This is a genomic window from Pseudomonas sp. SDO5271_S396, from assembly GCF_054071795.1.
Window position 1 is genome coordinate 1 of the sequence record NZ_JBSVWB010000036.1, and the last position, 21270, is coordinate 21270.

Here is a 21270-nt window from a genome sequence, read left to right on the forward strand (position 1 = left end):
CTGGAAAACCAGGTCAGCAACGTCTGGTCGATGGGTAAGGATGGCCGCTCCTACTGGCCCATCAAGCGCCAGGCCGCCACGGCGGATCGCATTGCCAACCACAAGGGACGCAATCCGCAAGAGCGCGCCTCCCTGAAAAAGCGTCTGCTGCGCAAGTGGATGAGCAAATGAACCTGTCCACCGGCTATCGCTTGGGCGCGAATCGCTGAAGAAGCAGAACTCCCAGCCGGCTACGAGGGCACGGCGACGCCAGAGGCGCATCGGGCCTGCGAGGTGATCCAGGAGCGGATTCGAGAGCACGTCGTCGCCACCAATGACATGCGGCTGTTCGGCCTGCTGCACCTGCTTGGGCAGGCGTCGCTGCGCATGGAGCAAGCGCTGTGGCCGGAAGAATATGCGCGGATGACCCGCGAGGTCGAGGAAGCTCTCCGAGAGGCCGACGACCCCAACGCCAAGTCGTACACCCACGAAGAAGTCATGCGGGCGATGCAGGAACTCATCGACCAAGCGCGAGACAAGCCATGTTGATCGGCTGACGGAAATTTCTGGGTTTCCGGCTTACAACCCCTATCCGCTGCAAGCCACAGCGTAGCTGTACTACTGATAGATATTTCATAAATGCAGTGGTGTCAGGTTGGGGTATACCCTAACCTGATGTCAGGTTGTATTATGTCGATGCGTCAGAATAGAGTTGTTTTTTGATATTCTTGACACTTGCGTACCAAGGTCATAGATTTCAACCTGACAAATCTACCCTTGGAGTCAACTTGCAAGGACAACGCATCGGTTACGTCCGGGTCAGCAGCTACGATCAGAACCCGGAACGCCAGCTGGAACAGACCGAGGTGAGGAAGCTGTTCACCGACAAGGCCTCCGGCAAGGACACCCAGCGTCCGCAACTGGAGGCCATGCTCGGCTTCGTCCGTGAGGGTGATACGGTCGTAGTGCACAGCATGGATCGCTTGGCGCGCAACCTGGATGACCTGCGACGTCTGGTGCAAAAGCTGACTAAGCGCGGCGTGCGCATCGAGTTTCTGAAAGAAGGCCTGGTATTCACCGGCGAGGACTCACCTATGGCCAACCTGATGCTGTCGGTCATGGGGGCCTTCGCCGAGTTCGAGCGAGCGCTCATTCGCGAGCGACAGCGCGAGGGCATCGCCCTGGCCAAGCAACGTGGCGCCTACCGGGGTCGCAAGAAAGCCCTGTCCGACGAACAGACCGTCGCAGTCCGGCAACGGGCCGCTGCCGGCGAGCCGAAAGCCCAGTTGGCCCGTGAGTTCGGTATAAGTAGGGAAACCCTCTACCAGTACCTTCGCCCGGATGACTGATACATGCCGCGTCGCTCGATACTCTCGGCCACTGAGCGCGGCACTCTGCTTGCGCTGCCGGAAAGCCAAGACGATCTGATCCGCTATTACACCTTCAACGAGTCCGATCTGTCGCTGATCCGTCAGCGACGGGGTGATGCCAATCGACTCGGCTTTGCCGTGCAACTCTGTCTGCTGCGCTACCCCGGTTACGCGCTGGCCAGCGACAGCTTACTGCCCGATCCGTTCATTGAGTGGGTGGCCCGACAGATTCAAGCGGCCTCCGAAAGTTGGGTGAAGTACGGTGAACGCGATGTAACACGCCGTGAACACGCCCAGGAGTTGCGCACCTACCTCGGCTTGTTACCCTTCGGGCTTCCTGACTTTCGAGCCTTGGTACGCGAACTGACACACCTGGCCCAGCAAACCGACAAAGGCCTGTTACTGGCCGGGCAGGCTCTGGAGAGTCTGCGTCAGCAACGGCGGATATTGCCGACCCTGACGGTCATCGATCGGGCCTGTTCCGAAGCCGTGGCGCGAGCTAACAGGAGGGTCTACCGCGCCTTGATCGAGCCGCTGAGTCAGCAGCATCGCAACAAGCTCGACGAACTGCTGACTGTCAAAGCAGGCGGCAACAGCACCTGGTTGACCTGGTTGCGACAGTCACCATTGAAACCGAATTCGCGGCACATGATGGAGCACATCGAGCGGCTGAAAATCTTCCAGCTGGTGGCCCTGCCCGAAGGGCTCGACCGGTACATACACCAAAACCGGCTGCTGAAGCTAGCCCGTGAAGGTGGGCAGATGACTCCCCAGGATCTCGGCAAGTTCGAGAACGAACGGCGCTACGCCACCCTCGTGGCCGTGGTGCTGGAAAGCACCGCAACGGTGACCGATGAGCTGGTCGATCTGCACGACCGCATCCTGATCAAGCTGTTCAGCAGCGCCAAGAACAAGCATCAGCAGCAGTTCCAGAAGCAGGGCAAGGCGATCAACGACAAGGTGCGCCTGTACTCGAAGATAGGCCAGGCCTTGCTGGATGCCAAAGCATCGGGTGACGATCCGTTCGCCGCTATCGAAGCGGTAATCCCTTGGGATGAATTCGCCCAGAGTGTCACTGACGCCGAGCTGCTGGCCCGCCCCGAGGCCTTCGATCACCTGTACCTGGTCAGCGAGAACTTCAACACGCTGCGCCGCTACACCCCGGCCTTTCTGGAAGTGCTTCAGCTACGGGCCGCACCGGCAGCGCAACGTGTGCTGGATGCCATACAGCAGCTGCGAGAGATGAACGCAGACAACTTGCGCAAGGTGCCGTCGGACGCCCCGACCGCCTTTATCAAACCGCGCTGGAAACCGCTGGTGATCACGCCGGAAGGCATTGACCGGCGCTTTTACGAGATCTGTGTTTTGTCCGAGCTGAAGAACGCGCTGCGTTCCGGCGACATCTGGGTCAAGGGCTCACGGCAGTTCCGTGACTTTGAAGATTACCTGCTACCGCCCGCGAAATTCGCCGCACTCAAGAAGGAACAGGCGCTGCCATTGGCGATCAACCCAAACAGCGACCAGTACCTAGAGAAACGCTTAAAGTTGCTGGATGAACAACTGGCAACCGTCGCCAAGCTGGCCAAGGACAACGAACTCCCCGACGCGATCCTCACCGAATCTGGACTTAAGATCACGCCGCTGGATTCGGCGGTGCCAGATACCGCACAGGCGCTGATCGACAAGACCAGTCAGTTACTGCCGCGAATCAAGATCACCGATCTGTTGATGGATGTGGATGAGTGGACAGGGTTTACACGTCACTTTACCCACCTGAAGGATGGTGCCCAGGCCAAGGATCGCACACTGCTACTGTCTGCGATCCTCGGCGATGCCATCAACATTGGATTGACCAAGATGGCCGAGTCGAGTCCGGGGATGACTTACGCCAAGCTGTCTTGGCTGCAAGCTTGGCACATCCGCGACGAAACCTACTCGGCGGCACTAGCCGAGCTGGTCAACAGCCAGTTCCATCACTCCTTTGCTGCCTACTGGGGAGACGGCACCACCTCATCCTCCGATGGCCAGCGCTTCCGTGCAGGTGGACGAGGCGAGAGCACAGGGCACGTCAACCCGAAGTATGGCAATGAACCAGGACGACTGTTCTATACCCATATCTCCGACCAGTACGCGCCGTTCAGCACCCGCGTGGTGAATGTCGGTGTACGGGATTCGACTTACGTGCTCGATGGTCTGCTGTATCACGAGTCGGATCTGCGGATCGAGGAGCACTACACCGACACGGCTGGTTTTACCGATCACGTCTTCGCGTTGATGCACCTGCTGGGCTTTCGCTTTGCGCCGCGCATCCGCGACCTGAGCGAAACCAAGCTGTATGTGCCACAGAGCGTCCAGGACTACCCGACACTGCGGCCAATGATCGGCGGCACACTGAACATCAAGCACGTCCGCGCTCACTGGGACGATATTCTGCGTCTGGCAGCATCGATCAAGCAAGGCACCGTCACCGCCTCGCTGATGTTGCGTAAGCTGGGCAGCTATCCGCGCCAGAACGGCCTGGCTGTCGCACTACGGGAGTTGGGTCGGATCGAGCGCACGCTGTTCATTCTGGATTGGCTGCAAAGTGTCGAGCTGCGCCGTCGCGTGCATGCAGGGTTGAACAAAGGCGAAGCGCGCAACTCCTTGGCCAGAGCGGTGTTCTTCAACCGTCTCGGTGAAATCAGGGATCGGAGCTTCGAGCAGCAGCGCTACCGAGCCAGTGGCCTCAACTTGGTGACTGCTGCAATAGTGCTGTGGAACACGGTCTACCTGGAACGTGCCACCCAAGGGCTGACAGAGGCCGGAAAACTGGTGAACACCGACCTGTATCAATACCTATCGCCGCTGGGCTGGGAGCACATAAACCTGACCGGCGATTACGTTTGGCGGCAGAACCGCAAGCTAGAAGACGGGAAATTCAGGCCGCTCCGACAGGTCGGAAAACCCTAGCGTACGATTTTTTCCGAATTCTGTAGGCTCCCCAGATCTATGCCCGCACCGGCACTTCCGAGGGGAAGCTGTACAAAGATTTACCGTTTGATAATCAGCCAGGATCGGCAGAGTTCAAACAGTCATTCAAGCAATCCATGGAGTTGGGAAAAGCTGACTTTTGCAAGGCCACGCTGGGTAAAACGGAGTTGGCCAAGCCTGATCAGAACGAAGTGGCGTACGGCATGAACGCGAAGCATGACATGCCCGCTATGAGGAAGGCCGAGGATGGCAAAACTTACGAGGGCAAGATCGTTTCGTTCAATGCGGGAAAGGTGGTTCAAGCAGTTACCGATGGTAAGCAAAGCTACTTTGTTGAGCACGCCCGGGCTGCTCTGAGTGGTGCAACATCCGGCCTGATCGCGAAAGACAAGGATTTGTCGATTCGCTATGCCTACGCCGGGGTGGTGGTGGTCAAAGACAAAGCCTTGGAGCGCAAAGTGCCGGAGCATGAGGCCAAGGGTTTTGGCGGTGCAGGCCGCTACTGAGTAAGCCCTAGCGACTCTCTGCCAGGATCCACTACGATACTTGTCGTTGTTCTGGTAGAGAGCCCCCCATGAGCGTTTCAGACAAGCTCGAATTGGATAGAAAACTGCGACCCTTTCATCCTACTTTTACAGCGTCTAACGTGCCAGGGCGCCGTCTCAGGGTGTCTTGTCGCCAATGGATGGCTTAGCGTACGATTTTTTCCGAGTTCTGCGCGCTCGCCAACTACATCTCGTGTCAGGCTGAACCAAAAATTGGTAGCGACAGAATGCTTGTCGCTCTCACTTTGGTAACATACGCACCCTCGAAACCACCTTGTACGACGATGAAACTACTCAACACCTACGACGATCGCGACGAAGCTGAAGAAGCCGCCGAGAAGCTAACAGGCGAGAAGCGCCTCGCCAGTGAGCGTGATGCCACTGTTGTTATCTATAACCTGTTCGGTATTCCGAGCTGGGGCAATTTCCACCGCCTTGGTATGTACAACCTGAGCGAGCTGAAGGGCCTGCTGGAATGCCGTGCTAAATGGCAGTCTGTCGACCTGACACGGCATGTCGAGATCATCGCTACGCTGAATACGGTTGCGAAAAACCATGCGATTGACATCCCAGCCCACTGGCTTTAATTCCTGAAAGCCAGTGAGCTATCGGTCATTTCAGACTATCCGTGCAAACATGCTGCTCAGATAGCTGTCGCGGCCGTCTTCCATAAACAACACATGGCGATCTTCCAATTCAGCCTTCTTCGTTGGGTCAGCGACATTGAGCAAATCAGCGAACTTCGTCGGCGACAGCACAAAAGCATTCAAGACCAAGGGAGGCTCACCCGGTTTAGCCTGAGCCGCCAGTGTCGTCTCAAGTTTCTTCACTTCTTTGTAAAGTCCGAGCTTTGGGTGCGACAGATCAAGATTACGCAGGCCTTTAGGGTCTACGAAGCTCAGCCACTGCTTACCTGTTTCATCGTCCACCAGCCACAGCAGGAAGTCCGGGTAGAAATTGCCGGCCAGCGCAAAGCCTAGCCCCTTCGCTTCACTGTCGGCATTACGTAGCAAGTAAAGGCTGCGCGCTCCGATGGCAGCTTGGCCCTTGGGCGAGTTGTAAAACTCCTCCAGGTCGCGAACAAAATCCCATTCGCTTGGCGCATCAAAAGCCAGAGGACGCATCTTCAACGGCACCACGTCTTTGTCTTCCAGTGATAGCAGCGGATAGTACAGGTGGCGATCAAAGCTGATGGCGACCATGTGAGGGGCGTTCCACTTGCTGGCCTCACCAATCTTGCCGTCCGCAACCAGCTTCTGCAGCACCTCCAGCCTTTCCTGATATTCCAGACCGTCATCCGTGTTCTCGATCTCGAACTGGTAGAGCTTCAGCATCGATCCGTGGTCTTCTTCCATGCGGATTACATCGTAAAACTGCCCCTCGTAGCCGGTTTTCAGCGCCTTGTAGAAGCGATCGGTGTAATCCGTTAACAGACGGATCAGGATTTCCTCCTGCTTACGGATATTGCTGAAACCGGCCACCGACAACTCCGCTGCTGGAATGTACAGCGTGTACCAGTCAGATGAGCCCGCACAGAAGTCGACCAGTTTTTGTCGATCCAGGCGCAGGTTGCTCCAACTGCGTTGCAGCTTGTAATCTTGCAGGGCCAGATAGATACGATCCCAATCAAACAACGTAAACAACGCTGCGTTTAGTTTGCCCTTGTGGCGGGCTTCAGCGGTGGCCACCACAGCTTTATCCCGCGTGGACAGTGCTTCAACTCGCGGATACAGATCAAGCACCACATGCGGGTCTTTGATTTTGTCCTTAAACGTTTCGGGAATCTCGTACAGCAATGGGAAGTGAGTACGCTTGAACCCCAGCTTCTGGTTGTCCTTGTAGCCATCCTTCAATGTCAACGTCTTGAGCGTACAAGCGGGCAGGTTCGGCCTGGTTTCGAACTCCAGGTGCAGGATTTCGTCACTGGGGGTAATACCTTCTTCGCGCAGATAATCCTTGAAGGTGGCCATATAGCTGGCACGCACCCCGAAAATATTCAATGTCTCCAGCTTGTCCAAATGCACGCCTTTTGGCCGCTCGTTTGGCAAGCTCCGCTTAAGCGAAAAGCCCTTACCCTTGAGACGCACGCCGCGCCCGAACAACTGAATGATCTGCGAGCCTTCCCCCTGTCCCATATTGAGCAGGCCCATGGTGGAGACACGCCAGCTGCTCCAGCCTTCGGTGAACTTGCGCGAGCCGATCAGCATGTTGAGCCGGCTGTCCTTGTTGTTCAGAGTGCCAAAGAGTGCGCCGCCGAAATCGTCGCGTTCAGTATCGAAATCATCGACATTCTCTGCGAGGCCAAAAAAACCGGCATCGTCGCCAATATTGATAAGGCCGAATGGCTCAGCATCACCCACCCGCAAGGCCAGCTCACCTTTGCTGCTCTTGATATTGACCAGCTTCAGCCGTTGCTTGGCCTGCGCATTGAACACCCGCTGTAGAATGTCGGCATACAGATCTTCTGGCTTACCCGTAAAGCACATCAGGGAAGTGAATCGCCCCTTGAAGATATTGTTGCCCCGCGCGTCGAGGATCTGTGCCCGGTCAGCGATCAGATCGGCCAACCAGATCTTGATCTGCGCATCGTTGTTCAGGAAGTAGGCAAGGAAATTCACAACTTCTAGGATGTCCGACTCCTCACCGGACACCCTGTTGCCCACGAACACCCACAGCGGCTTTTCGATGTTGAAATCGGTCAGATTGTCGCGGTGTGTATTCCACAGCCAGAGCTGTTGATAGAACGCTAACAGGCAGGCAGTGAAGTATTTTTGGGCGTAGTCCTCCTGCTCGTAGGCCTCGCCGCTCATATTCAGAATCAACGACTCCTTGCCGTAGCCGTCTTCGTAGAAGAACTTGTAGGAGTAATCGAACAGGATGCACTTGGCGTAGATTTCACGGGTGGCAGCGATACGTGCCTGGCGTTTTTCCTCGCCGCTCAGAGCAATCTGCGCCAACTGGCTGTCGTCCAGCTTCTTCAGGCTGGTTGTCTCGAACAGCATCTTGGATTTCTTTTTCTGGACGTCTTCTTCCGCCGCAGCCACGGTCATTCCTTTGGCTACAGCCTGCCCGAAAGTAGCCGAGTACTCGAAGGCAAAGCCGCCGCGCACCAGCGCATCGCGCCTGCTCATCCAAGCGCCGCCTGCCTTACCTGTGCCGGAATGGCCTTCGTCCACCAGCACCAGATTGTTGCCTTCGAACGCATCCACAGCAACAACCTTATCCCCCATCTCGTCACCAAGCTTGTTGATGTCGATGATCTCAATGGTTCCGCGTGCAGGGCTCTGCGCCTTATTGAAGAACTGCGCAAAACCGAAGCCTGACAGATGCAGCTCTTCCAGATGCTGACGTGACAAGCCCTCATTGGGCGTAAGCAGAATGATCTTGCTCGGATAGTGCTCACGCTGGCCAGCCTGAAAATAGTGCAGGTACTGCCTGATGTTGACGTGCAGCAGCAGCGTCTTACCACTACCTGTAGCGTTCCAGAAGGCAATTTTGTTTAGATCATCCGCCTCGAATGCTTTGAATTGTTCCGCACCCGACTCCGCACGGTAGCGCAGCATCTCCTCATTCAGGCCATCCAGCAGGGCCTGACGTTTGTTGAAATACCAGTCCAGATAGATCTCGGTGAACAGCAGCGACAGGTACTGAAAGTACTTCATCTGCAATTCATGGCCTTCGAGCTTATTACGCTGAGCGGTGATGGCTTGCCAGTGGCCAACAATGCTCAGGTCATATCGCCGTAAGTCAGCTTCCGATACCCGATCTACTTCGAACAGATTGCGAGTCAGCTCGTGGAAGAATTTGGTTTGCCCGTCCTCGTCGATACCTTCATGTCGGTCATCGACCAGTCGCAACTTTAAAGCACCGAGGTTACCGCCCTTGAAGAACCCCATCATCCAGCGGTTGAGTACCAGCTCCTGGTGAAAGCTGCGCTTTTTACCAGCGCTTCTTGCGCCTGCGGTGGCCATGGCCTTGCGTGGACGCGCCATCAGATGTCCTCCACCGAGAACATTCGCTGCAGAAACTCCGGCTCTATCTGGAGCATCTTGAGCTTGCGGGTAGCGCCGCCTTCCTCGGCATTCTGCATCAAGACGGTCGGGATGTTGTGGTCGCCGTTGATGTAGACAACATCGAACTCGTTATCTGCCGGGTTGATGGCAAGCCGGTCGCAGAGTTTGCTCACGCCTTCGTAATCTAGCATCTCGCAGTCACGCCACAGCACCAGGCAGCTCTCGCCGCTAGGCAGCGTGCCAGTGACGGTGACAAAGCCACGCGCCGGTTGAGCATCCATGTGCCTGACACACAGGCCGATCAGGTAGCTGAAGGTCTCCACCAGGTCGATCTTGCGCGGCTCAAACGCTCCCGCTGAGTCGACCGCCACGTTCAGGCTGTAGTCGAAGGGCTTGTTGAAGTCCTGCACGGATAGCAGCGAGTCACGGCTCTCTACGTCCAGCATGTAGTTCAGCAGGTAGTCGTCCTGGGCCTGCTGATTCAGCAGGGACAGCGTTTCACCCTGCTTGGCGTCCCGGCGCAGTTGCAGGTTGTTCAACGTGTCTTCGTAGCTTTCGAGTTTGAGGACTTTAAAGCAGTGGGAGATACCGGTTTCCGGGGCAGTGGGATTCCCGCTTGCCCACTCGGAGGAGAAGACAACCTTCTGGAGCCGCGGCTTTAGGACAGTCTCAAAATACTCCCCTTGCTCGACAAGAACATACTTCCGCTTTGCGCCATCCTTTCGATTCAACGAAAGGGTGGCGTGAGCAGTCGTTCCTGACCCAGCAAAGTAGTCGAGAACTGTAAAGTCAGTCTTTCCAAAAGACTGCATCCAGAATGCTTGCTCAAGCGTTTTGACAGATTTCGGATAGTCAAACACACCGCCAAGCCCCAAGTTGTCCAAGACCGCCGTGCCGTTGGTTCCTGCGTTGTAGTCAGCGCCGATCCAATTGCTAAACAGTGTTTCTCGCTTGTCCTGGTGGTCGATCATCTGCTTTACAGCTCCTCGATCGGTCAGAACAATCTCACAATTCTCCACGCGCCTCTTGCCCGTCTCGTAGGACGAGCGCCAGACACGCTCCTCGCCACTTGAGTTGATCGGATAGATTCTCTCAAGCCCTTCAGGTGTGGGTCCGGTTGGATACTCGGAGTCAAGCGGAGGAGGCGGTTCCGTTCCTACAATTTTGCGCGTAGTTGGATCGACAAGCAGTGCATAAAAGCTGCGCCAACGACCAACACCCCCGCCGCGTGGTGCACGGTAATTGTTATCCGCCGTCCCGCTACGCATGAAACTACGGTCCTCAGTCTCGTCCTCCTTGGGGAAACCGAGGTACTGAGGGCCATTAGTTGGCGAAGCGACGATATAGTACTCATGCGTTCGCGATAGTCGGCCGCCTGAGCCTTGCGGGTGGTGATTGATGACGATAGTCGAAACATCGCAATCTGAGAAATGATCGCGCAGGCACGTGAATGCGTTGTTATATTCGTAGTCGTCTATGGCGAACCCGAATGAGTACGAGTCACCGAATAGTTTCCGGGTGAACGGGAGGGTGTTCGAGATCAGAGCGAGCCAGCTTGAGTGCTCAAACTGGTTCTTGTAGGCGATCTTCGAGTGAACGGTGTTGTATGGGGGGTCGATATACGTAAAATCGATACTCGCCCTATAACGCTCCTTGGCGAAGTTCAGCGCTTGGAAGTTGTCGCTGTGAATCACGACCCCGCCCAGACTGGCGTCGATGTCATCGATGGCTGCCAGCAACCTCCGTGTGAAGTCGATCTCGAATAGGCTGGTATCCACCATCCGATATGGCCCAGCCCTCAAATCGTCAATTGTGCCGGGCGCACTGCCATCCCAGACGTTGAGCTGCGTCCAACGGCCCCACTGCTCCTCATTTGCCACAATCTCTGGATAGAACTTTTCCGGAATCCGGTCTAGCGTGATGCAGTAATGGCTGGATACAACAAACTTTTTCTTCAGCCACAGCTTCTTCTGGAAATCTTCCAACTGGGCCAGAAACGCAATAAGCTCCAGTGCAATGGCGCGCAGGCATTGGATCATGCGCAGCGATTTCTCGATGTCGGTAAAGGCGCTGGCATTCTGCACATCGTCTAGGTGCATGACTTCTTTCTTGATATAGAAGTCCAGCTCTCGGCGCAGGAAGCCACCCAAGTCCTTGTGGATAAAGTAGTCGGCGGTATTTTTGGTGGTGTAATCGCCCAACTGTTTTTCCAGCAAGGTGCGCTGGGGATTATTCTCAGTCGGGGATCGGCTACCCAAATCCAGCCAGCGAGCCTTGACGGCGGCGTCAGCCAGTACTGCCTTGACAGCCTTTTGCACCAGTGCGTCTTGCTTGATGCCCTTGGCAACGGCCTTGTACTCGAAGTGAACGATCAGCTCCTTGCCGCTCGCGCCATCCACTTCCTCGACCGGCAGGAGCTCTTCGTCATACTCGTCGCCCTGCTCGTCAATGCGAGTAACGGTTTTGTGTTCAACTAGGGCAAAACGGCGATCCTTATCGTTGTCCTTGCGGTTGTCCTTGGCAGTGTCTGCCGACACTAGCCGGAAATGAACCGTACGACCCGGTTGTCCGTCCTCACCAGCTAGCTTGAAGCTGTAGTTGGCGAAATTTTCGCCGCTCTTGGTGTAGTACTGGTCCTTGTTGGCCCAGTGCAACATCACCTCTTCCCCTGCATAGGGGATGGCGTAGGTGTCGCCCTTGTAGCGGCGCTGGCTGATGAAATCTCCGTTATCGTAATAGCGCGAGAAGAATGTGAGCAGGTGCGAGAACACAGCGTTTTCGTGTTCGCCATAACCGGTGGTGGCTGCTTTCAGCTTGTTGCGCAGCTCCTGCACCTTAGGTACGCCATCGGCGCTGACGCCCAACGCTTGGGCATTTTTCTCCGCCTCCTGCAATTCGGTTTGCAGCTGCTGGGTGTTGGCGGCGTTGCCTACGGCCAGCGCGGCCTGCACTTTCTCTGCCAGTCGGTTCTCTAGGTAGTCGTTGATCTCATCGGCGCGGGCATTGAGGATGCGATAGATTCCAAAATCGAGCTCCGGTCGGTCGATCTGGAATATCTCGCGCAGCTTAGTAATGAGCTGCTGGAATTTTACGTTCTGTTTAGCGGTCACAGCTATACTCATGATTCGGGCCTTGATTCGTTCGTTTTCTGTTGCTCGATTCACACCACCTGCCAGCGCAGGGTGAACAGCGTTTGGGTATCGGTTTTCTCTTGTAGCCGCTGCTGCAGCGATTCGATCAGCGAATCGCGCTTCTCGATGATTTCGTCTTCAACGGCAAAAATTTCCTGCCGCTGGCTGCGCTGCTTGCGCTCCAGTTCCGACAGCTCACGCTGAATGGACTCCTGCTCTTGAAGTGTCGCGGCTTTGCGAGCATCGCGCTTCAACTGAGCAATGCTTGCCTTGGTGTTCTTGAGCGCTTCCTCTGCGGCGACAAGCTTGTCATCAGCCCAGCGTTCCAGCTTGTCGCGCTCTTCGTTGAATAGCCGCTGGTTAGCTTCCAGCACGTTGGCAATGGTGGCCTGTACCAAGCGTTGACTGTTCGCTGTCAGCGCATTTGGTGCAGCATCATCAATAGCGATGGGCTTGCCAGCCGCGGGGATGGTCAGCAGTTTTTCGCAGACATCTTGATCAAGCAGTTCACCATCGTCCGTCTGGCCTGAGAACAACAGAGCCTCGGTTGTCTCAAAAGCTGTCACTTCAAGCCGCACCAGTGTTAGCCAGCCTGACTTGCCGAGTAGCTTTTCAATGACCGAGATGCGCGTGCCATGCTTGGCGTAGTCGAGCTTGAGCTGGGCGACCGGAGTAGAGACGTTGAGGCTGGTGGCAATACTCCACTCGCCCAACGGATGGCTGAGTCGGTAGGCGTGCGCCAACATATCGGGTTGTGCCGCGCCACGGATGAGCTGATAGCGGCCCGGCGCTATGTGCGAAAACTCACTCTCTGGTGGACTGGTCAGCGAAAAGGCATAAGAATGATCATCAAAGTGTGCTCGGTCAATCAGGGCATAACGAGTCACACCCCAGAACCACCGCCCCAGTCTATCGAGCCGGGCTTCAGCTTCGTCCAGTCGTAGCTTGAGGCGGTCGTGAACGTCCTCGTCAAAGTTCTCCAGTAGCTGGGACTGGGTGTCTTTTATGCGGTCATTGATCGCTTCTTCCAGCTCTGTCTGCAGCGCATTGAAGGCAGCTTCTATCTCATCTGGCTGGCGACAGGTATCGTAGATTTTTTGGATGCGTTTCTCGAAATCCAGGCCACCTTCGATGCTGCCCAGCACTTCATCACTGGCACCGAACACACCGGAAAACAGGCTGAATTTTTCCGTCAGCAGTTCGAGAACGCGCTGGTCTGCCTGATTGCGGGTATTGAGGAAGTTGATCACGACCACATCAAACTTCTGGCCATAGCGATGGCAACGGCCTATGCGCTGCTCGACTCGCTGAGGATTCCACGGGAGATCGTAGTTAATCAGCAAAGCACAGAACTGCAGGTTCACACCTTCAGCAGCAGCCTCTGTGGCAATCATGATTTCTGCACCACTGCCATCACCCTGGCGAAAGTGGTCGATCAGCGCGGTACGGCGGTCCACCTGGGGGGAGCCGGTTACCCGATCAGTACCTTTATGTGTAGCCAGCCAATGCTGGTAGATAACAGTGGAGTCGGGATGATTGTTCGTGCCACTGAACAACACCAGCTTGCCGTCATAACCGTTGGCAGACAGGAACTGATGCAGATACTCCTGAGTACGTTTTGATTCGGTGAATATGATGGCCTTACGCGAAGCCCCAAGCTCAGCCATGCTGGTAAAGCCCAGTTGCAAAGCAGTGAGTAGGGACTTGGCTTTGGTATCACTACGCAGCCCATGTGCGCGATCAATGATGCCGGTCAGCTCATCTATTTCTGTCTGAATAAACTGTTTTTTATGCTCCGGCTTTTGAACACTGGGCTCTGAAGGCTGCAGATCATCCGAGATAGGCTCCTCATCTTCCAGATAGTCCGTTTCGAGGTCATCCTCTTCTATCCATTGCTCCAGCAGATTGATCTGCTCCGCCGAGGCCTCGTCTACCAGCATCTGCTCCAGCCGAGCCCGGACAGTAATCAGCGTGGCGACAATGGCCGGAGTACTGGAGGCGAGCAGTTTGCGCAGAATCAAACCAGTGAGATGGCGCTGACTCTTGGGTAAGGCAAAGGAATGTTCGCGCAGCAGGAAGGTTGATACCTGGTCATAAAGCGCTTGCTCGTCATCTGTGGGGCTGAATGGCTGGGTTATAGCCTTGCGCTCGGTGTACTTGATGTACTCCAACACATCCTTGCGCAAAGTGCGTTGAGTGAAACCATTAAGGCGTCCTCGCAGCTCCTCCAATCCAGCGGGATTGTTCAAGTATTGCTTACGAAAGGCTTTTTCATCGCCAAACAGATGCTCATCAATGAGCGTGGACAGACCATACAACTCCATCAGTGAGTTCTGCATCGGCGTAGCCGTGAGCAGCAACTTCTTGCGGCCTTCCAGCGCTCGGCGCAGGGCCTGGCCGGTGCGGTTGCTCTGACGGTGAGCATTTCGAAGCTTGTGGGCTTCGTCAAGAACCACCACATGCCAAGGAATGGCGCGCAACTCAGCCTCAAGCCGGGTAGCAAACTGGTAGGACATAATGAGGACTGACTTACCAGCCAGATGCTGCAAGGTTTCAAGTGCTCTGCCGGCTGACTGCTTCTTGAATGCCACGGCATCCAGCACAGTGCACGGCACGGCAAACTTCTCTGACAACTCTTGCGCCCACTGCTTGCGCAGGCTGGCCGGCGCGATGATCAGCAGTCTGCGACTGCGCTCCGCCCATAGCTGACAGACAACCAGCGCGGCTTCAATAGTTTTGCCCAGACCCACTTCGTCTGCGAGCAAGACCCCTTGCTGCAAAGGGTTTCGCAAAGCGAACAATGCTGCCTCGATCTGGTGGGGATTTAGATCGACACTCGCGTCGAACAGGGACTGAGAGAGGCGGCCAACACCATCGGCAGCATGGCGTCGTGTCAGTTCGTGCGCATAGTACTTAGCGTGATAGGCGGTAATCATTTCTTTGCTCCAGCCGCACGCCCAGGCTCCGAATAACCTGGAGCCAGCGCAGCGTTTTTCACACCGTAGATAGCCAACGAGTCCCTTAGCCACAGGCGGTACTCTGCCCCTCGCAGACTATGATCCGGAGTACAGTCCACGCCCCATTTGCACAGTACATAGCCCGCCGTTGCAGCACGCAGTTTCATTCGCAATGCGCCGCCCTGCATACCGTAATCCATCTCCGTAATTTCGGGATGCGGCCGGTCCGGGTGTGGCACCAACTCCAACTCGACAATGCGCGTCCACTGGATGTCCTGATTGCTCAGTTCATGGGGTGCGGACGACTCACCCTTGAGCAAACGCGGGCGTTTGATCCGCGTGATCACAAAGTCACGAAACTCTTGGGATTTGCGGTCAAAAGCCCGCACACGCCAGCGCAGGCCGGTGTCTAGCAAGGCGAAGGGCACAATCTCTCGCTTCGATTTGCCGCTGGAGATGGAGTGGTACTCGATGGACAAAGGGCAGCCCAGATGGATGGAACGGGTTACGTTCGACAGCACATCCAGATCGGGATTGGTCAAGCGGGGCGGGATTTCACTGGGGACCCAGGGTTTGAGCTCCAGCGGTTCACCATCACCGAAGGCCTGGGTCAGCCACGACATTACTCTTTCGGCCGGGTAGTCGAACAGCGAATGAAAATCATCGCCCAAGACATAGGTTTTGCCCTTGGAGTCATAGTCGATATTACCCGGGGCCAGCTCTCTATAGAGCGCAAGATCTCGGGTAGCTGCAGCAGACTGGATGGCAAACCGGTCTACTAGATCCTGCCTCCGAATCTCCCCGACGAAGCGCACACGCAGTTCGATAAAGGCCAGGCGGTCACGCTGTGGCTGAGCGAATTCTGCAAGCGGGTTCATGGGCGTCATGTGAGTTCGCAACTCTTGATACGAATAATTTAGCAGAGCTTATTACATGCCTTTTAGCACGTCTATCGTTGCATTTTACAACAAAATGGTAATCATTTTAATTACTTAAAATTCAGTACAGCAAAGAGTCATCACGCACGATCCCGGAGATGTCCGCGGCAACACTCTCACGCTGCATCGCCCTGCGTGCCGCAAACGCCATTGCCGTCAGCAGGGCTCATAACTCACACAGATGAGCCCTACAGATCACGCTCTGATAGCGGTATCACCCTCTACTCGTGCCACAGTCCGCAAGAAGTTTGCAACGATACCGACACACCTTCACTCGCTGATTTCTCGCACGCGATAAAAGCCTCGCGGGGCTTTTTTTGGGCTCTATTTCGTGCGCTCCATGCCGCCGCTTGGGCTGTTGGGCCGCGCTCGTTTTTCGCGTTCCAGGGCGCGCTCGGTTTTTGGCCCATCCACCACCGTTTTCGGCGCGTGTGCTTTCTGCAGGCGCTGGGCGTCCCGCTCTTTTTGCAGCGCCAATGCAGTGGTTTTGTCGTAGCGCTTGGCAATGGCACCCGGCAAACCGGCGATAGCATCGGTGTAGATCCTCGCTTCCAACCGCGCCCGACTGATGGCCACGTAGAACAGATTGAGCGAAGTGGTACGGCTCTTGGTGTTCACGGAGATCATCACGCGATTATTGGTTAGGCCCTGCGCACTGTGAACAGTCGCGGAGTAAGCGTGTTCCAGGTGCAACGGCTTGTTCGCTGGCAACTTCACTACGCGCTCGGGCTTTCCGTCGCGCTCTTTGGTCGAAGCCAGCTCGATCACGCCGTTGGCTGTGCTGACCACACGCATCCGGTCGCCGTTGGTTAGGTCGAGTGACGGAGTGTTACGGGTAATGCGTACCAAGTCTCCAATCGACAGTTCCGGGCGTTCCATCTTGTAGACGCTGAGCTTCGTAACCTGTCGAGGGTTGATCTGGTGACTCTCTCCATCTGTGCCGGTGACTACAAGAATGTTCCCCGGCAGCGCCTGCTTGACGGTGTAGATTTCGCCACGGACCAAGCCCGCTTTTTTGTAGTCTTTCTCCGGCTGAATCACCATCCCTTGCTGGTAGGTCGGGGCAAAGCGGCGCTCTGCCTGGGTCATGTCAACGCGGTTCAACGTGTCGAACTTTGTCCCTTGGCCCTCAAGTCCCAAGGCCTTGCGCGCCAAGGTATTGATCTCTTTACGGTCTTTGTTCGTACCGGCAACGATCAACACATCTTTGCGCTCCTGGTCAGTGAGCTGCATGTAGTCGTTCACAATCGCCTGGTGTCGATCGTAAGGATTGCGCAGTTCCTCAATGTGCTTGATGTGCTGCAGGGACATGGGGGTATTGCCATCGGCAGCGTGCTCGACGGCAATTTTCAGTTCGGGGTCTTTCTGTCGCTGGATTTCCTTGATCCGGGCGGTTTGCATGCCGTTCTGCTGGAGCTGGGCGAATGGTTTACCCGCCTCGATGGCCTCGGTCTGTTTGGTGTCGCCCAGCTGGACAAGACGGGCACCGGACTTTTCCACCAGGCGCATGAGCTGTTCCATCTGGCGAGCGCCGACGACACCGGCCTCGTCGAGAACAATGATCGTCCTCTCGTCCAGGGTCTTGTCTTTGGTGTTGAAAAAGCTGGCCAGGGTATGAGCGTCCATCCCCTCATTTTTGAGTGCGGCAACCTGGTTGCCATACGGAGCCAACGCGAGGATCCGGTAGCCGGGTTGATCCTCTGTCTTGCCGTAGCTCATTGCCTCGTTGACGGATGTGAGCAATTGCACCGCCCGTTCAACAGAGTAGGTTTTGCCCGTCCCGGCATCGCCCTGAATACCCACAAACCGGTTCGGCGTGCTGACGATGGCCTCGACGGCTTGCCGCTGGCCAGCCGTGAGGGTTGACCCTTCGAGTGCTTTAGCGACCTGTTCCTGAGACATGAGCGGAGTAACCTGGCCCCGGCCAGTGCGCTCAATGGCAAGAATGGCTTTCTCGCGTTTCAAGCCCTTCTGCGTGGTGTAGCGCTTTTCGGTTGGCACCAATGAACCCCGCTCGATAGCGGTGGCCACGTACTGTTTTGCCTGCTTGTCCGTCCAGCCTTTCAACTCCTGCAGGTGAGATTGCCAACCTGCAGGCGATAAAACAGGCGCGTTCTCCGTGGGCTGCGCCATTGCGTAGGCCGGTGCCGACTCTATGAGCGTGCCCTGTTTTACCAGGCGATCTATTTCACCCCTTACCTGGTCAGGACCGGCCAAACCTACCGAACGTCGAAGCGCCACGGTCATTAGATCCTGCTCGGTAACTACCTGCTCGCGCTCGGTCAGGTGATTGATTGCGTACTGCACAACGGCTTGGGCTGGTGTGATCGCTGCGGGTAAGTTGGGATCAGATGGAACACCTGCCCCTGACTCTGGGCCTGTTTCACCATATTCGCGGCCATCCAGCCGACTCTGTGGGCCGTAGTCGATTCCCAGCTCGCGGCTTTTCGTCACCCAATACTGTTTCACCAGGTCCCGGTCGCGTTCGTCCTTATGCGGCCTGGTGGCCATGGAGATAACTTGTTTTTCAAGGGTGGTCGCGTCGGCCCGGGTTTTCCCGTCCTTGGCCAGCGCTTCCTCGATGACCTTGCTACGGCTGGAGAATGCTTCGATCTGTTCCCGTGAAATGTGATTCAGCTCGAAGTTACCCTTGCCATCGAGTACGCGAATCTCGTAGCCCAGCTCGCGCAGCTCCAAGGCCAGTTGGCCCTTGTACATGGCGTCAACTTCATGCTGAACCTTGAAAATATCGTCGTTGAACAAGGCGCGCCATTTGCCATCGGCGCGCTGTGTCATGTTCATGATCACCGCGTGGGTGTGGAGCTGGGGATCCTTGCCGCGACTCATTTCGTGGCGAAACTTACCGATGACCATGTTCCCGGTTCGTTCGCGCAGGAACTTGCCCTGCTCCTTGCGCCGTGCCTGGGCGAGTTTTTCAACGTGGTGCATGGCCTTGGCCACCGCCCGGTCGTGAGCCAGGGTGACATTTTTGTCGCCGGCGACGAGTGCTTGCATCGAAACCGATTTCGGCGCCGAGAATGTCATGTCCAAGCCCATGCGCCGCTTGTTGGTTTCGGCATTGAACGTGGTGTGGATCCGCTCGCCGTTCGGCAACTTGCCGTCAAGCAGTTTGGCCAGTTGCAGCTGATCGACGGGGCCGATCAGGCCGAGCCGTTCGGCACCTTCGCCTTGCCACTCGCCGGGTGTTTCCTTGGCGTAGTAGTCGTCTGCAGCAGAGAAATAACGTGCTGCAGCGTACTGGTTGTTTCCTCGAATCGGCGTGACGTTGAGCATGCAACCTCCGTTACGCCGCCTGACCGGCAACGACTATTCCCTGCGCTCTTTCCTTGTGCTTCACAAAGGGCAGTTTGATCTTGGTGATAGGGAAGTCCTCACCGAATTTCAGATAAGCCTCAAGGTCTTTCAAGTTCGAGATTTCGGAGTCCATGACCACGGGCTCTTTCTTGATCTCTGGCGAGCGGTTGCTGCGACCGTTGCTGAAAGAGACACGCATACGCCTGACTTCCTGCTGGCCAAGGATCTCGCTGGCCTTGTCCGAGGTCTGTGCGTTGGATGCGGCAAGAATCACGTAATTACGGAAACAAGACAGCACCGTTTCCGCATCGTGTTGGCCATAGCTGGTGATCAGCTGCGACCAGTCCTGCAGGCTGGCAACCATACGAAGGCCGTGTTTCCGGCCTTTGGTAGCCGCTGGCACGAACGATTCGAGTTTGCCCAGCGACTGCAGCTCGTCCAGGAACATCCAGAGTCGTTTCCCGGTCATTGGCTCGTAGCTGAGGATGGTCGCGCAGATCGTGTCAATCCACATGGCCACCAGTGGCTGCATGGTCGAGCGCATGTCTTCCCGCCAGGTGATAAACAGATTGCCCGCATTCGGGTCTGTCACCCACTTATGAATCGAGAAACTACCCTTGGTCATGAAGCGCAGCGGGCGAATGTATTTGTTCATCATGAACTGAATACTGGCAATCGCCTTTTCTGCGTTGTCGCGAAAATAGCCCTCGGAATCGGTGTTGGCCAAGAACGCTCGAATGGTGTCGCCATCCTCCCGAACCAACAGGTTTACCAGCGTGTCCTGGTTCGGGTTGTTGGTTTCCTTGAGTTTGCGCATGGTGTCGGCCAGCACGTCACGGGCATACGCGCACCACTGTTCATCACCTGGATCCACCTGCGGCGGAATGATGGATTTCGCCATACGATCAAAGTCGTGAACACCCTTGATCTCGTTGAACACTGTCCAGCCTGCTGACCGTGCATCGAATGGGTTGAGAATCACATCGCCTTTGAAACTGAACTTCGAGTAGAAGGTCCCGTTGGGATCGACCACCGCCATCTTGTCGTTACGCTTCAACGCCGAGGCCATCATGCTTTCCATGGTGACGGATTTACCGGCACCGATGGACGCGCAAATCATGGTGTTTCGATCTTCAAGGTGCAGTGGCATTGGCACCTTGCCGATCATGATCGGGTCGATGTTTTCCTGCCCACTCTTGCGGCGTTCCCGGTTGGTTTTGGCGTTACGTCTGCGGACTTTGCTGTCCACGTAGTGCCAATTTCGCATGCGAGAACCGCGCAAATGCTCAACGAACCGTTCACCACGGAACCCATCGTCGCAATATTCGTTGAGGTAGTAGACCAGGGCACCGGCCACCACGGATGTGGCCACCGTGCATCCGGCCATGATTGGGTTCTGTAGTGTCTGGTGCAATGTCTCGCGGAAGGCGCCGGGGAATGGTGTAAACGGCATCTGCGCGAGGTAGGCGCCGCCGACCCAACCGGCGATTGGTAGAGCAATCCCCGCCGTCAATGTTGCGCTATCGACTTCTTGTTTGTGCACTAATCCTCTCCTGATAGACGTTCAATGTCCTTAGCCAACTCGGGCAACAGAGCGGCTAATGCTTCCTCGTTGCTCCCCAATGCGGACAGTTCGGCGCGCAGCTCGTTGAGCTTTCCTTGCGTGCTGTTCTGTCGCAGCAGGTAGACCACGATGGCCAGAATGGTTCGGTTAGTGGCCTGCGCCTGGTCGAGTGATTCGAGCAAACTCAAGATGCGTTGTTGGTCTGCCCATTGATCAATTCCGCCCTGGTGACTGTCCACTTTGGACGGTTCAAGCAGGCGGTCACGCATGTAAGTGGACAGGTGTTTATAGCCAGCCAAAGCCGCCGATTCCTCGACCCTGGCCAACTGCTCATCGTTCAAACGTATTGGTACGGTCTTCCCCACATTGCCCCCTCATGGCGGTCAAAATCCCCCCTTGAAATGGAGGGTCCAGATCTTCGAGTTCATGTATAACAAACGTGATACACAAAGCACTAGTAAAATATGGTCTATATGGTATATCTGTAA

At 56.0% G+C, this 21270-nt stretch carries 12 protein-coding genes; 5 read left to right on the forward strand and 7 right to left on the reverse strand.

The window, feature by feature from the left end; genetic code table 11:
* The first annotated feature begins 273 nt into the window (after window positions 1-273).
* The 5 genes from ACW9IN_RS21585 (at window position 274) to ACW9IN_RS21605 (ending at window position 5451) form a co-directional block, all read left to right on the forward strand.
* Entirely contained in the window at window positions 274-528 is a 255-nt protein-coding gene (locus ACW9IN_RS21585; protein ID WP_425312399.1) for a hypothetical protein, read from the forward strand.
* Between the two features lie 239 nt (window positions 529-767).
* Window positions 768-1328, forward strand: a complete 561-nt coding sequence (locus tag ACW9IN_RS21590) for a recombinase family protein (protein WP_449103112.1) — start codon at window positions 768-770, stop codon at window positions 1326-1328.
* 3 nt (window positions 1329-1331) lie between these two features.
* The gene (locus ACW9IN_RS21595) at window positions 1332-4298 is read left to right on the forward strand and encodes a Tn3 family transposase (RefSeq protein ID WP_457367725.1); all 2967 of its coding nucleotides are present in this window, start codon (window positions 1332-1334) and stop codon (window positions 4296-4298) included.
* Between the two features lie 137 nt (window positions 4299-4435).
* Window positions 4436-4825 (forward strand): KfrB domain-containing protein, encoded by a 390-nt coding sequence (locus ACW9IN_RS21600; protein WP_457367726.1) that lies wholly within the window; start codon window positions 4436-4438, stop codon window positions 4823-4825.
* Between the two features lie 323 nt (window positions 4826-5148).
* A complete protein-coding gene (locus ACW9IN_RS21605) occupies window positions 5149-5451 on the forward strand; it encodes a hypothetical protein (RefSeq protein ID WP_457367727.1) in 303 nt (100 codons plus the stop codon).
* Window positions 5452-5481: 30 nt separating this feature from the next.
* Here the strand turns inward: ACW9IN_RS21605 and ACW9IN_RS21610 are convergent, their stop codons facing one another.
* The 7 genes from ACW9IN_RS21610 to ACW9IN_RS21640 form a co-directional block, all read right to left on the reverse strand.
* Entirely contained in the window at window positions 5482-8856 is a 3375-nt protein-coding gene (locus tag ACW9IN_RS21610; protein WP_457367728.1) for a DEAD/DEAH box helicase family protein, read from the reverse strand.
* Window positions 8856-11987, reverse strand: coding sequence for a site-specific DNA-methyltransferase (locus ACW9IN_RS21615; protein WP_457367729.1), 3132 nt, complete (start codon window positions 11985-11987; stop codon window positions 8856-8858). Before ACW9IN_RS21615 ends, ACW9IN_RS21610 begins: the two co-directional genes overlap by 1 nt.
* Window positions 11988-12037: 50 nt before the next feature.
* Window positions 12038-14944 (reverse strand): SNF2-related protein, encoded by a 2907-nt coding sequence (locus ACW9IN_RS21620; RefSeq protein WP_457367730.1) that lies wholly within the window; start codon window positions 14942-14944, stop codon window positions 12038-12040.
* The gene (locus ACW9IN_RS21625; RefSeq protein WP_457367731.1) at window positions 14941-15852 is read right to left on the reverse strand and encodes a WYL domain-containing protein; all 912 of its coding nucleotides are present in this window, start codon (window positions 15850-15852) and stop codon (window positions 14941-14943) included. The genes ACW9IN_RS21620 and ACW9IN_RS21625 overlap by 4 nt, the downstream gene beginning before the upstream one ends.
* A 375-nt stretch (window positions 15853-16227) precedes the next feature.
* On the reverse strand, window positions 16228-19197 hold the full coding sequence (mobF, locus tag ACW9IN_RS21630; RefSeq protein WP_457367732.1) for a MobF family relaxase: 2970 nt from the start codon (window positions 19195-19197) through the stop codon (window positions 16228-16230).
* Window positions 19198-19207: 10 nt separating this feature from the next.
* Window positions 19208-20761 carry a type IV secretion system DNA-binding domain-containing protein gene (locus ACW9IN_RS21635; protein ID WP_457367733.1) on the reverse strand — a complete coding sequence of 518 codons (1554 nt, stop codon included), beginning with the start codon at window positions 20759-20761 and terminating at the stop codon, window positions 19208-19210.
* On the reverse strand, window positions 20761-21147 hold the full coding sequence (locus tag ACW9IN_RS21640; protein ID WP_032901706.1) for a hypothetical protein: 387 nt from the start codon (window positions 21145-21147) through the stop codon (window positions 20761-20763). The genes ACW9IN_RS21635 and ACW9IN_RS21640 overlap by 1 nt, the downstream gene beginning before the upstream one ends.
* Window positions 21148-21270 lie beyond the last annotated feature (123 nt).